Annotated in this window: 14 protein-coding genes and 1 pseudogene; 7 read left to right on the forward strand and 8 right to left on the reverse strand. The window is 67.2% G+C overall.

The features are described 5' to 3' along the window. From C666_RS09600 to C666_RS09620, 5 genes and pseudogenes are all read left to right on the forward strand, one after another. A pseudogene (locus C666_RS09600) lies at positions 1–437 on the forward strand (hypothetical protein); the annotation flags it as partial. An 18-nt stretch (positions 438–455) separates the two neighbouring features. Then, entirely contained in the window at positions 456–1,160 is a 705-nt protein-coding gene (gene trbF / locus C666_RS09605) for a conjugal transfer protein TrbF (RefSeq protein ID WP_004337665.1), read from the forward strand. Next, on the forward strand, positions 1,157–2,158 hold the full coding sequence (gene trbG / locus C666_RS09610) for a P-type conjugative transfer protein TrbG (protein ID WP_004337666.1): 1,002 nt from the start codon (positions 1,157–1,159) through the stop codon (positions 2,156–2,158). The genes trbF and trbG overlap by 4 nt, the downstream gene beginning before the upstream one ends. Positions 2,159–2,160: 2 nt before the next feature. Then, entirely contained in the window at positions 2,161–3,432 is a 1,272-nt protein-coding gene (locus C666_RS09615; RefSeq protein ID WP_004337668.1) for a TraB/TrbI/VirB10 family type IV secretion system protein, read from the forward strand. Beyond that, positions 3,429–3,674, forward strand: a complete 246-nt coding sequence (locus C666_RS09620) for a DUF2274 domain-containing protein (protein WP_004337670.1) — start codon at positions 3,429–3,431, stop codon at positions 3,672–3,674. The genes C666_RS09615 and C666_RS09620 overlap by 4 nt, the downstream gene beginning before the upstream one ends. Before the next feature lie 399 nt (positions 3,675–4,073). Here C666_RS09620 and C666_RS09625 read toward each other — a convergent pair whose 3' ends face one another. The 3 genes from C666_RS09625 to C666_RS09635 are packed head-to-tail and all read right to left on the reverse strand — an operon-like array spanning position 4,074 to position 6,480. Continuing rightward, on the reverse strand, positions 4,074–5,375 hold the full coding sequence (locus C666_RS09625; RefSeq protein WP_004337671.1) for an ammonium transporter: 1,302 nt from the start codon (positions 5,373–5,375) through the stop codon (positions 4,074–4,076). A gap of 14 nt (positions 5,376–5,389) precedes the next feature. After that, positions 5,390–5,728: a P-II family nitrogen regulator gene (gene glnK / locus C666_RS09630; RefSeq protein WP_004337673.1), complete on the reverse strand. Its 339-nt coding sequence runs from the start codon at positions 5,726–5,728 to the stop codon at positions 5,390–5,392. Positions 5,729–5,757: 29 nt separating this feature from the next. Continuing rightward, positions 5,758–6,480: a TorF family putative porin gene (locus C666_RS09635; protein ID WP_004337674.1), complete on the reverse strand. Its 723-nt coding sequence runs from the start codon at positions 6,478–6,480 to the stop codon at positions 5,758–5,760. A 276-nt stretch (positions 6,481–6,756) separates the two neighbouring features. Here C666_RS09635 and C666_RS09640 point away from each other — a divergent pair, with 276 nt between their 5' ends. Beyond that, a complete protein-coding gene (locus C666_RS09640) occupies positions 6,757–7,014 on the forward strand; it encodes an accessory factor UbiK family protein (protein WP_004337675.1) in 258 nt (85 codons plus the stop codon). A gap of 100 nt (positions 7,015–7,114) precedes the next feature. Continuing rightward, positions 7,115–8,614, forward strand: coding sequence for a YifB family Mg chelatase-like AAA ATPase (locus tag C666_RS09645; RefSeq protein WP_004337676.1), 1,500 nt, complete (start codon positions 7,115–7,117; stop codon positions 8,612–8,614). A 77-nt stretch (positions 8,615–8,691) separates the two neighbouring features. Here C666_RS09645 and C666_RS09650 read toward each other — a convergent pair whose 3' ends face one another. The 5 genes from C666_RS09650 to C666_RS09670 form a co-directional block, all read right to left on the reverse strand. Further along, a complete protein-coding gene (locus C666_RS09650; RefSeq protein ID WP_004337677.1) occupies positions 8,692–9,051 on the reverse strand; it encodes a rhodanese-like domain-containing protein in 360 nt (119 codons plus the stop codon). Positions 9,052–9,146: 95 nt separating this feature from the next. Next, positions 9,147–9,881, reverse strand: a complete 735-nt coding sequence (locus C666_RS09655) for an ABC transporter ATP-binding protein (RefSeq protein WP_004337686.1) — start codon at positions 9,879–9,881, stop codon at positions 9,147–9,149. Continuing rightward, complete coding sequence (locus tag C666_RS09660; RefSeq protein WP_004337687.1) at positions 9,871–10,644, reverse strand: ABC transporter ATP-binding protein; 774 nt, start codon at positions 10,642–10,644, stop codon at positions 9,871–9,873. Before C666_RS09660 ends, C666_RS09655 begins: the two co-directional genes overlap by 11 nt. Next, the gene (locus C666_RS09665; protein ID WP_004337688.1) at positions 10,641–11,738 is read right to left on the reverse strand and encodes an ABC transporter permease subunit; all 1,098 of its coding nucleotides are present in this window, start codon (positions 11,736–11,738) and stop codon (positions 10,641–10,643) included. Before C666_RS09665 ends, C666_RS09660 begins: the two co-directional genes overlap by 4 nt. Positions 11,739–11,753: 15 nt before the next feature. Further along, positions 11,754–12,686: a branched-chain amino acid ABC transporter permease gene (locus tag C666_RS09670; RefSeq protein ID WP_004337689.1), complete on the reverse strand. Its 933-nt coding sequence runs from the start codon at positions 12,684–12,686 to the stop codon at positions 11,754–11,756. Positions 12,687–12,762 lie beyond the last annotated feature (76 nt).

Below are 12,762 nucleotides of genomic sequence, written 5' to 3' on the forward strand. Positions count from 1 at the left end.
TGGCCGGCGCGGGCGCGCGTGCTGCGACCTCGGCGGCCGGTAGCGCACGGTCGGCGTTCCAGGCCGGTTCCGCCTTTGCGGGCGGCGGGGCCAAGGGGGCGGCGGCGGGCCTGGGCAATGTCGCCAAGACTGGGGCACAGGCCGCAGGCCGTCGCGCCGCGTCTGGCGCTTCCGCTGCCGGGCAGAAGGTGGCCGATTCCTTCCGCGCCGGCTGGAACGGCACAGGCGCTGGCGCTGCTGGTGCAGGCCAGGCCGCTGCTGGCGAAACAGCAGAAGGTGCCGCCGGCTCGCCCAAGCAGGAACAACCCGCCTGGGCCAAGCGGATGCACCGCCGCCAGCAAATCACCCATGCCGCGACCACCGCCGCCCACACGCTTCGCGGTGGCGACGGTGGCGGCTCCGGGCAAGGCCCGAGCCTGCGGGATTCCGATACCTAACCTTCAAGGAGAACACCCATGCGATTCAAACGCCCGCAGGTGCGCTATGCCGATACGCCGCAGCCTGCCACCCCGTACCAATCTGCCGCGCAGGTGTGGGACGACCGCATCGGCTCGGCCCGCGTGCAAGCTAAGAACTGGCGGCTGATGGCCTTCGGCTGCCTCACGCTTGCGCTATTGATGGCCGGCGGCCTGGTGTGGCGTTCGGCGCAGTCCATCGTGACGCCCTATGTCATCGAAGTGAATGAGGCTGGCCAAGTGCGCGCCGTGGGCGAAGCCGCCACGCCGTACCGGCCAGGCGATGCGCAGATCGCGCACCACCTGGCGCGCTTCGTGACGATGGTGCGCTCGCTGTCCGTCGATCCCATCGTCGTGCGGCAGAACTGGCTCGACGCCTACGACTACACCACCGACAAGGGCGCGGCCGCGCTCAACGACTACGCGCGGGTGAACGATCCCTTCGCGCGCATCGGCAAGGAGTCGGTGACGGTGCAGATCACCAGCGTCGTCCGCGCCAGCGATACGTCGTTCAACGTGCGCTGGACGGAACGCCGCTACGTCAATGGCGCGGCCGCCGGGCTGGAGCGGTGGACGGCCGTGGTGTCCATCGTCCTGCAAACCCCGCGCACCGAAGAACGCCTGCGCCGCAATCCCCTGGGCATCTACGTCAATGGCTTGGCGTGGAGCCGCGAACTGGATTCTTCCGAAGGAGCCAAGCCATGAACCTGCCTTTCCGCTTTTACGCTTTCGTGCTGACGCTTGCAGCCCTGTCAGGCTGCGCCACGCAGGGCAAGCCGCCGCCGACCATCTCACTCGATGAGCCGGTGCAGGCGCAGCCGCTGCCCGAACCGCCCAAGCCCATCGAGGTTGTGGCGGTGCCCGAACCGCTGGCGCTGCCCGCACAGTTGAAGCCGCTGCCCGAAGTGGACGCGGCCCCGGCCGCGCCGGAGCCGGCCGACGAGAAGGTGCGCGTTTCGCGTGCGAACGCCGAGGCGCGCATCGCGCCGACCCGCGAGGGTTACGTCAACGCGATTCAAGTGTGGCCCTTCACCGATGGCGCGCTCTACCAAGTCTATGCCGCACCGGGGCGCGTGACCGTGGTTTCCTTGCAGCCCGGCGAGGAACTGGTGACGGTCGCCGCTGGCGATACCGTGCGCTGGATTGTCGGCGACACGTCCAGCGGCAGCGGCGACGCGCTGCGTGTCAATGTGCTGGTGAAACCCATCCGCTCGGGCCTGAAAACCAATCTGGTCATCACCACCAGCCGCCGAACGTACTTGCTGGAGCTGACTTCGACCGAGAAGGCATGGATGGCGTCAGTGTCCTGGGACTACCCGAAAGATCGGATGCTGGCCTTGCAGCGCCAGGCGCAGGCGGCCAGCGCCGCCGCGCCGGTCGATACCGGGCTGTCGCTGGAGAAGATCCGCTTCCGCTACGCGGTCAGCGGCAGCAATCCGCCGTGGAAACCGCTGCGCGCCTTCGACGATGGCGAGAAGGTCTATATCCAGTTTCCGCCAGGCATCGCGCAAGGCGAGCTGCCGCCGTTGTTCGTGATCGGTGCGCAGGGCGACGGGCAACTGGTGAATTACCGCTTCCGCTCGCCGTACTACATCGTGGATCGACTGTTCGGCGCGGCCGAACTGCGCCTGGGCGGCGATGGCGGTGACGTGGTGCGGATCGAACGCACCGATGGCGTCATATCAAGGAGTGGGAGGAACTGACCATGAGCCAGGACGACACTCCCGACCTCGTCGCGCCGCAGCCGGCGGACAAGATTGCGCCCGAGGCGGTGGCGCTGCGCGCGCAGCCGCGCCCGGTCACGCGCCTGAACCGGCGCACGTTGGCTATCCTCGCCGGCGGCCTGTCGGTCGCCGTGCTCGGCGCGCTGATGTGGTCGTTGCAACCGCAGCGGCGCGGTGCGGGCGAACAGTCCGAGCTTTACAACGTCGATCGCGTGTCGAAGTCCGAAGGGCTGGATGCGCTGCCGGCGGATTACTCCAAGCTGCCGCCCGCGGTTCCCGAACTGGGGCCGCCGCTGCCGGGCGACCTTGGCCCGGCCATCGTCAAGTCGCAGCAGCCGGTGACGGCCGCCTACGCGGCCCCCGGCTATGACCCGAACGACGCACTGCGCAAGGAAGCCGAAGCGGCCGCGGCCTCGTCCGTGTTCTTCCGTTCGGGTGCGCAGGCGGCCGCGCCGGTGGCGCAATCGCAGGTGGCTGCTGCGCCGGGCTTCGCCGCCAATGCGGCATTCGACCCGATGGCCGCCGGGCCGGCCTCGACGGCGGCCCAGCCGGCCGACCCGACCGCCGTGCAGAACCGGCAAGACCAGAAAGAGGCGTTCCTGAGAGCAGGCTCTACGGAAACCCGCAATTCCGGCAATCTGACCCTGCCGGCTTCGCCGTATCAGGTCATGGCCGGAACCGTGCTCGCTGGGGCGCTGGTGACGGGCATCAAGTCGGACTTGCCGGGCGACGTGATCGCCACGGTGACGGAGCCGGTCTATGACACCGCTACCGGCGATTTCCTGCTGATCCCGCAGGGTTCGCGCATCCTGGGCAAATACAACAGCCAGGTGAGCTATGGGCAGAGCCGTGTGCAGGTGGTGTGGAACCGGATCGTCCTGCCGGACACGTCATCGCTCACGCTCGACAACCTGGCCGGCACCGACCCGGCCGGCTATGCCGGTCTGGAAGACGATGTGGACTGGCATTGGGATCGTGTCTTTGCCGGCGCGGCATTGACGACGCTGCTGGACATCGGCGCCGAACTGGCCGCCCCGGAGAACCGCCAGGACGGTGATCGCGTCATCATCGCCGGGCGCGACAGCGCACAGGACAGCATCAACCAGGTCGGGCAGGAGATGACCCGCCGAAATCTCAACGTCCAACCGACGCTGACCAGCCGGCCCGGCTTGCCGGTGCGGATCATTGTCAATCGTGATCTGGTGCTGCGGCCCTACCAGCCGCTGTTCTTCAACAGGGGGACTTCACGATGAGCACGACGCGCAAGCTGCGGCTCGGGCCGCTGCCCAAGACCGAAAGCGTCAAGGTCACGTTCTCATGCCCGGCCGGCCTGAAAGCCGACTTGGAACGCTATGCCGCGCTGCACGCGCAGGCGTATGGCGAGGCCGTTGATGCGGCAACGCTGATCCCGCATATGCTCGACGCCTTTATGGCCGGGGATCGGGGATTCAGGAAGGGCGGTGCGGGCAAAGCTGCGCCGCCCAAGCCAAGCTGACGAGACGGGCTTCCGTTGGCGGCCATCCCTCGAACGCGCAGCCCGAAGCTGCGCGTTCTTGGTTCTGGGGGGGGGCTGCGGCCGACTAGGCTATGATGACGGCACAAGCCCGCTACCTCTCGGCAATCCAGCACGACTAAGTGCGATCCGGCTTTCTCTCCCGACGCTCTTATGTGGCACCTAGCCCACAACGCCGCAGCCCCGCAACACGGCCTCGAAAAGAGCTAACCTACTGTCCCACATACGGTTTCAAGCCTTCCGTGATTTTCACGAAAGACTTGACACGAGAACTTTTTTGGTGCCCCCTGCCGGGCGCACCAAAAAAACGGCGCCCTCGCAGGGCGCCGCTGGAATCCGAAGCCGGGGAAGGACCGGCTTCGCGGGTGACGACGGTGGGTGTTACATGCGGTAGGCCGATTCACCGTGGGCGCTGATGTCGAGGCCTTCGCGCTCTTCCTCTTCCGACACGCGCAGGCCGACCAGCACGTCGATGAGTTTGTAGGCGACCAGTGAGACGACGCCGCTCCAGATGATGGTGATGATCACGCCGTAGGTCTGGATCCACACCTGGGAGGCGATGGAGAAGTCTTCGCCGCCGGTGCCGCCCAGGCTCGGTGCCGCGAGCACCCCGGTGAGGATGGCGCCGATGATGCCGCCGATGCCATGCACGCCGAACACGTCGAAGGCGTCATCCACGCGCAGCAGGCGCTTCAGGCCGCCCACGCCCCACAGGCAGGCGAGGCCGGCGATGAGGCCGAGGACGATGGAGCCCATCGGGCCGATGAAGCCGGCGGCCGGCGTCACGGCGACCAGGCCCGCGACCGCGCCCGAGGCGGCGCCCAGCATCGAGGGCTTGCCCTTGAGCAGCGCTTCGCCGCTGATCCACGATACGGTTGCCGCGCCGGTGGCGAGGATGGTGTTGATGAAGGCGAGGCCGGCGATACCGTTGGCGGCGCCCGCCGAGCCGGCGTTGAAGCCGAACCAGCCCACCCACAGCAGCGAGGCGCCGACCATGGTCAGGGTCAGGCTGTGCGGCGCCATCGATTCGCGGCCGAAGCCGATGCGCTTGCCCACCATGTAGGCGCCCACCAGGCCGGCCACGGCGGCGTTGATGTGCACCACGGTGCCGCCGGCGAAGTCGAGCGCGCCGTCCTGGGCGAGCAGGCCGCCGCCCCACACCATGTGGGCCACCGGGACGTAGCTGAAGGTGAACCACAGCACGCTGAAGATCATCACCGCGGAGAACTTGATGCGCTCGGCGAAGGCGCCGACGATCAGCGCGCAGGTGATGGCAGCGAAGGTGGACTGGAAGGCGACGAACACGTATTCTGGAATGGTGCTCAGCGCGGCGGACATGGTGTCGGGCGTGATGCCGTTCAGGAACAGCTTGCTGAAGTCGCCGTAGAAGGTGCCTTCGCCGCCGAAGGCGAGGCTGTAGCCGTAGATCGCCCACAGGATGGTGATCACCGAGAAGATCACGAACACCTGCATCAGCACCGACAGCATGTTCTTGGCGCGGCCCAGGCCGCCGTAGAACAGCGCCAGGCCGGGGATGATCATCAGGATGACGAGCATCGTCGAGGTCAGCATCCAGGCCGTGTCGCCGGCGCTGAGCGCCGAGGCCGCGTCAGCGGCGGCGTCCTGGGCGAAGGCGCTGCCGGCGGCGAGGACGGCCGGCAGAAGTGCGAATAGCTTTTTCATTTGCGTGTGCTCCCTTACAGCGCGTCCGGGCCGGTTTCGCCGGTGCGGATGCGGATGACCTGTTCCAGTTCGAAGACGAAGATCTTGCCGTCGCCGATCTTGCCGGTGGCGGCGGCCTTTTCGATGGCCTCGATGGCCTGGTCGAGAATGTCGTCGGACACGGCGGCTTCGATCTTGACCTTGGGCAGGAAGTCGACGACGTACTCGGCGCCGCGGTAGAGCTCGGTGTGGCCCTTCTGGCGGCCGAAGCCCTTGACCTCGGTGACGGTGATGCCTTGCACGCCGATGGCGGACAGGGCTTCGCGCACTTCGTCGAGCTTGAAGGGCTTGATGATGGCAGCGATGAATTTCATTGTTTTCTCCAGTTCAGCAGGCTGGCGGATCAGAAGGACTTGCCGACCGACAGGATCACGCGCTCTTCCGCGAGGTCTGAGCCGTTGATGTCGGAGTCGACGTAGTGCAGGCCGAAGTCGAAGCCGCCGAATTCCTTGGTGACGCCGAGCTTCCAGTCGTCGTAGTCGTCGCCGCCCTTGATGTCGTTGTAGCCGTAGTGCAGATCGAGCTTGAAGCCGGCGCCGATCTCGAACTCGGCGCCGACGTCGTAGTACTGGCTGCCGTCCGAGTCACGCAGGCCGAACAGGTCGGTGAAGGCGTAGGAGTATTTGAAGGACAGGAATTCCCACGACAGGCCGATGTAGCCTTCCAGCGTGTTCGGCTTGGTCATGCCGGTTTCGGCCTTCCACACCGCGCCGTAGCTGCCGGGGTAGTAGTACTGCAGCAGGCCGATGTCGTAGCCGATCGGGCCAAGCTCGCCGCCGTAGCCGGCGTAGACGTCGATTTCCAGGCTGTTGCCCGACGACTTGCTGACCTCGGCATCGTTGATCCAGGACACGTTCGTTGCCCACACGCCGGCGTAGAAGCCGCTCGGGTGGGCATAGTCGAAGCCGCCCTGCAGCGCCGGGCGCTCATCGGTCTGGCTGATGCCGCGATAAGCGTAGTCCGACACGATGCCCACGTTGGCCGAGAAGGGGCTCTCTTCGGCGTGTGCCGCACCGGCAATGGGAAGCGCGGCGGCGAGGGCGCAGGCGAGAAGCGTCTTGTGCATGGTTGTTCTCCTGACAGGGATGAGGGTTTCCGACGAGCAAGCATTAGCAGGCCCCGTGCCAGTGCCGAGAATGTCAGCGGCCATGCGTGTTTCAGGCTTGTGACAGGCGTGTCCGGCGGCGTTTTTGCTGCGCTGCGCAATACAATGGCGCACGAAACTGGGTCGCGGCGCACCAGGCTGGTGCATCCAGGAGAGGGCGGCGCATCGGCCGATGCCAGAGGGCTCCGGCGAGCGTGCTAGACTTTCGCCATTCGCAACCGGCCATCGTTTACACCCATGTCTACTCCGCGCTTTCTCGACGAAATCGGCGCCAAGCTCTCCGAACTGGCAGCCAACAGCCCCGCCCGCGATATCGAAAAGAACGTCAAGGCCATGCTCGGCAGCGCCTTCGGCAAACTCGACCTGGTCACGCGCGAGGAATTCGAAGTCCAGCGCGAAGTCCTGGCGCATGCCCGGCAGAAGCTCGCCGAACTCGAAGCCCGCGTCGCCGAACTGGAACGCGCACGCGCCGGCGAGGGCGACAAGCCGGCCTGAGCTTCGCACCCGGGCATCATCCACGGAATGATGCCCGGTTAGTCTTTTGTCATCGACGCGTTCCCGCTAGACTGGCGATCCGCCCAGTCCGGAGAACTGCATGTCCCTAGCGCTCGTGCGCAGCCGCGCGCTCGACGGCCTCGATGCGCCCGAGGTCACGGTCGAGGTGCATCTTGCCAACGGCCTTCCCGCCTTCAGCCTTGTCGGCCTGCCTGATACCGAGGTGCGCGAGGCGCGCGACCGTGTGCGTGCCGCGCTGCAGACCTCGCAGTTCGAGTTCCCGCAGCGGCGCATTACCGTCAACCTCGCCCCGGCAGATTTGCCGAAGGAAGGCGGGCGCTTCGATCTGGCGATCGCGGTCGGCATCCTCGTCGCGTCGGGCCAGATCGCCGGCAAGCTGCTCGACGGCCTGGAGTTCTGCGGCGAACTGTCGCTGAATGGCGAATTGCGCGCGGTGCGTGGCGTGCTGGCCGTGGCGCTGGCCGCCGGGCGCGCAGGACGTGCCCTGGTGGTCGCGCCGGACAATGCGCCCGAGGCAGCGCTGGCGCGCGGGACGACGGTGCTGCCGGCGGCCAGCCTGTGCGTGGTGGCGGCCCATCTCAACGGCCACACCGCCCTTGTGCCGCAGCCCGCCGGCGTCCTGTCGGCAGGCCTTGCCAGCGGGCCGGATCTGGCCGAGGTGCGCGGGCAATTGCAGGCGCGCCGCGCGCTGGAGGTGGCGGCGGCCGGTGCGCATTCGCTGCTGCTGTTCGGGCCGCCCGGCACGGGCAAGTCGATGCTGGCGCAGCGCCTGCCCGGCCTGCTGCCGCCGATGTCCGAGGCGGAGGCCCTGGAGACGGCGGCGGTGTGTTCGCTGGAAGGGCGCTTCGATGCCGCGCGCTGGGCGCAAAGGCCGTTCAGGGGGCCGCATCATTCGGCATCGGCCGCGGCGTTGGTGGGCGGCGGCGCGACGCCGCGGCCGGGCGAGATATCGCTGGCCCACAATGGCGTGCTGTTCCTGGACGAGCTTCCCGAATTCGACCGGCGCGTGCTCGAATCCCTGCGTGAACCGTTGGAAACCGGCAGCGTCAGCGTGTCGCGGGCGCGGCGCAGGGCGGAGTTCCCCGCGCGTTTTCAACTGGTGGCGGCGATGAACCCTTGCCCTTGCGGCTACCTGGGCCATCCGCGCAAGCCTTGCCGGTGCTCGCCGGAGCAGATTGCGCGCTATCGCGGGCGCTTGTCGGGGCCCTTGCTCGACCGCATCGATCTGGTGGTGGAGGTGCCCGTGCTGGAGCACGACGAGCTCGTTTCGGCGGCGCCCGCGCCTTCGTCGGCCGAGGTGCGGGCGCGGGTCGAGCAGGCGAGGGCGGTACAGGTGGGGCGCCAGGGCATGGTCAATGCCCGCCTCGACAGCAGCGGCGTCGAGCGCTTCTGCGTGCCGGATGCGGCAGGGGCCGCGTTGCTGCGGCAGGCGATGAACCAGCTCGATTTGTCGGCGCGTGCCTACCACCGCATCCTGCGCGTGGCGCGCACGCTGGCGGACATGGCGGGCGCCGCGCAGCCGGGCACGGCGCAGGTGGCCGAGGCGATCCAGTACCGCCGCGGCCTCGACGGGCGCTGAGCCGGCAGTCCCGGTTGGCCAGGCTCAACTGCCGCCACCGCGCCTCAGCACTGCTCCCACGGCAGGCCGTCGAAACGTCAGCCGCTCATCGAGTTGCGGTGATGGTTTTCGTCGAGTTCGCCCTCGAAGCCGTACTGCACGTTGTAGACGTCCTCGAAGCCGGCTTCGAGCAAGGCGTGGCCGGCGGCTTCCGAGCGGTTGCCCGAGCGGCAGATCAGCAGGATGGGGCGCTGGCGGCCGTTGCCGGCCAGCTTGCGGACTTCACCGACGAAACACGGGTTCACCTCCCATTCCGGGCCGTCGTTCCACGACACGTGGATCGCGCCGACCGGGTGTCCGACGAACAGGTACTCGATTTCGCTGCGGACGTCGATCAGCAGCGCCTCCGGGTTTGCCTGCAGGAAGGCATGGGCCGCCTTGGGGGTGATGTGCTTCATGCGTCGTTCTCCTGAAGCGCAGGATTATATTCTGAACAACGAATGCATGAAGGCAACCGATGCGCCGCGGCCGGCGACGCATCGGCGCCCCGGCTTCAGGCGACTTCGCCCAGGTAGGCTTCGCGCACCTTGGGGTTGGCGAGCAGGTCGCCGCCGGAGCCGGTGAGGGTGATCTTGCCGGACTCCATGACGTAGCCGCGCTGGGCGAATTCCAGCGCCAGATTGGCATTCTGCTCGACCAGCAGGATGGTGACGCCGTCGCGGGCCACCGACTGCACGACCTCGAAGATCTTCTCCACCACCAGCGGTGCCAGCCCCATCGAGGGCTCGTCCAGCAGCAGCAGCCTGGGGCGCGACAACAGCGCGCGGCCGATGGCGACCATCTGCTGCTCGCCGCCCGACAAGGTGCCGGCAACCTGGTGCAGGCGCTCCTTGACGCGCGGCAGCATGGTGTAGACGCGCTCCAGGTCGGCCTCGATGCCGGCCTTGTCCTTGCGCGTGTAGGCGCCCATGCGCAGGTTCTCTTCCACCGTCAGGCGGGTGAAGATGCCGCGTCCTTCCGGCACCAGCGCCACGCCGCGGCGCAGGCGCTTGTGCGCCGGCACCGCATTGACCTTGTCCCCCTGGTACAGGATGCTGCCGCCGGCGATTGGCAGCACGCCGGCGATGGCGTTCAGCGTGGTGGTCTTGCCGGCGCCGTTGGCGCCGATCAGGCAGACGAGTTCGCCGGCCCACAGGTCGAGGTCGATGCCCTTCACGGCCTGGATGCCGCCGTAGGAAATCTGCAGGTTCTGCAACTGCAGCAGCGGGGAGCTGGGATTAGTGTGCATGCTTGCCTCCGCCCAGGTAGGCGGCGATGACCGCTTCGTTCTTCTGCACCACGGCAGGGACGTCCTCGGCGATCTTCTTGCCGAAGTCCAGCACCGCGACGCGGTCGCACAGGCCCATGACGAGCTTCACGTCGTGCTCGATCAGCATCACGGTGATGCCGTCGTGGCGGATCTGCTCGATCAGCAGCTTGAGCTGCGCGGTTTCGGTGGCGTTCATGCCGGCGGCGGGCTCGTCCAGCGCCAGCAGTTGCGGCTCGGTGGCCAGCGCGCGGGCGATCTCCAGCCGGCGCTGGTCGCCGTAGGACAGGTTCTTCGACACCACCTCGGCAAAGCGGCCGATGCCGACGTAGTCGAGCAGCTCGTAGGCGCGCTGCGTGGTCAGGCGCTCTTCCTCGCAGGTGAAGCGGTTCTGCGTCAGGATGCCCCACACGCCCGCCTTGGTGCGGACGTGGTGGCCGGCCATGACGTTCTCGAGTGCGGTCAGGTCGCGGAACAGGCGGATGTTCTGGAAAGTGCGGGCGATGCCGCGGCCGACGATCTTGTGCGGCTTGCCGGCGGGCAGTTCGCTGCCGTTGAAGACGAATTCGCCGCCGTCCGGCGTGTAGGCGCCGGTCAGCACGTTGAAGAAGGTGGTCTTGCCGGCGCCGTTGGGGCCGATGAGGCCGTAGACCTCGCCCTTGCGGATGGTCAGCGACACGTCGGTCAGCGCCTGCAGGCCGCCGAAGCGCTTGCCGATGTTGCGGGCTTCGAGCAGGGTGATCACTGCGCGCCCTCCCGCTTCATGTTCTCGGCGTGGGCGTAGCGTGCGCGGGCCGGGATCATGCCCGAGGGGCGCAGGAGCATCATCAGGATCATCGCCAGCGATAGCAGCAGCATGCGCAGCACCTCGGGGTCGAGGATCACGGTGCCGAACAGCGTCTGCTGCAGCGGCACGGCGACGTCGCGCAGGATTTCGGGCAGCAGCGCCAGCACGAAGGCGCCGACGATGGCGCCGGCGATGTTGCCCATGCCGCCGAACACCACCATCGTCAGCACCGCGATGGATTCCATCAGGCTGAAGCTCTCGGGGCTGACGAAGCCCTGGAAGGCGCCGAACAGCGCCCCGGCCACGCCGCCGAAGGTGGCGCCGAGCGAGAACGCCAGCAGCTTCATGTTGCGCGTGTTGATGCCGATCGCCTTGGCCGCCAGCTCGTCGTCGCGCATCGCCGCCCAGGCACGGCCGACGCGCGAGATCTGCAGGCGCTGGATGAACAGGATCGAGCCCGCCACGCACAGCAGGAAGAAGTAGTAGTACAGGAACAGCGAGTTGATCGAGAAAGTCTCGGTGACCTGCAGGTTGCGCGACAGATCCCAGCCGAACAGGTTGATCGGGTCGATCATGTTGATGCCCTGCGGCCCGTTGGTGATGTTGACCGGGTAGTTCAGGTTCAGCATGAAGATGCGGATGATCTCGCCGAAGCCCAATGTCACGATCGCCAGGTAGTCCCCGCGTAATCGCAATACCGGAAAGCCCAGCATGATGCCCGCCAGTGCGGCGAAGGCCGCGCCCAGTGGCAGAACGATCCAGAACGGCAGATGCACGTCGAAGTGCGGCGAGGCGAGGAAGGCGAAGGTGTAGGCGCCCACCGCATAGAAGGCGATGTAGCCCAGGTCGAGCAGGCCGGCGAAGCCCACCACCAGGTTCAGGCCCAGCGCCAGCATCATGTACAGCAGCGCGAAGTCGAGGATGCGCACCCAGCTGCGGCCGAACTGCCAGGCGATGATCGGCGCCGCGAGGGCGAGGATGATGATGAGCCAGCGCGCTGCCATCGGGTTGCGCTTGCCCAGCCAGGGTACGGCGGAGACGAGTTCGTTCATGGTCGTGGGCTTTCCTTATGCACGGTCCGACACGCGTTCGCCGAGCAGGCCGGTGGGCTTGAAGATCAGCACCAGGCCCAGGATGATGAAGGCGAAGATGTCCTGGTAGGACGAGTTGAGGAAGCCGAAGGTGAGGTGTTCGATGTAGCCCGCGCCGAAGGATTCGACCAGGCCCAGCATGATGCCGCCGAGCATCGCGCCGCCCAGGTTGCCGATGCCGCCCAGCACCGCGGCGGTGAAGGCCTTGAGCCCGGGCATGAAGCCCATGCCGTAGTGGGCGATGCCGTAGTTGCTGGCGTACATCACGCCCGCCACCGCGGCCAGCGCGGCGCCGACGACGAAGGTGAAGGCGATCACGGCGTTGGTGTCGACGCCCATCAGGCTGGCGACGCGGTGGTTTTCGGCGGTGGCGCGCATCGCGCGGCCGATGCGGGTGCGGGTGACGAGCAGCGATAGGCCGATCATGATCGCGGCCGAGGCGGCGATGATGATGACCTGCACCGGCGTGATGAACACCCCTTCGATTGGCTGCATCGGCGTGGTCGAGATCAGCTGCGGAAAGGTGTGGTAGTTGCGGCCCCACAGGATCATCGCCACCGTCTGCAGCAGGAAGGACATGCCGATCGCTGTGATCAGCGGCGCCAGGCGCGGCGCGTTGCGCAGGCGCCGGTAGGCGAGCCGCTCCATCAGGAAGCCCAGGGTTATGCACACCGGTATCGCCACCATCAGCGCGATGGTCAGCATGTAGACCGGCGACATGCCGGGCGCGACGCCCATCAGGAACATCATGGTCTGCAGCGCGGTCAGCGCGCCCACCATCAGCACGTCACCGTGAGCGAAGTTGATGAGGCCGAGGATGCCATAGACCATCGTGTAGCCGAGGGCGATCAGCGCATAGACGCTGCCGATCACCAGGCCGTTGATCAGTTGCTGGATGAGGGTTTCCATTATTCGACGGGTAGCGCTTACGGGAAGGATTGAATGACCCTGCCCCCCGCGCGGCTGCGCGAGGGGCAGGCCGGCG

It is taken from the genome of Thauera linaloolentis 47Lol = DSM 12138 (assembly GCF_000310205.1).
GTDB lineage: Bacteria > Pseudomonadota > Gammaproteobacteria > Burkholderiales > Rhodocyclaceae > Thauera > Thauera linaloolentis.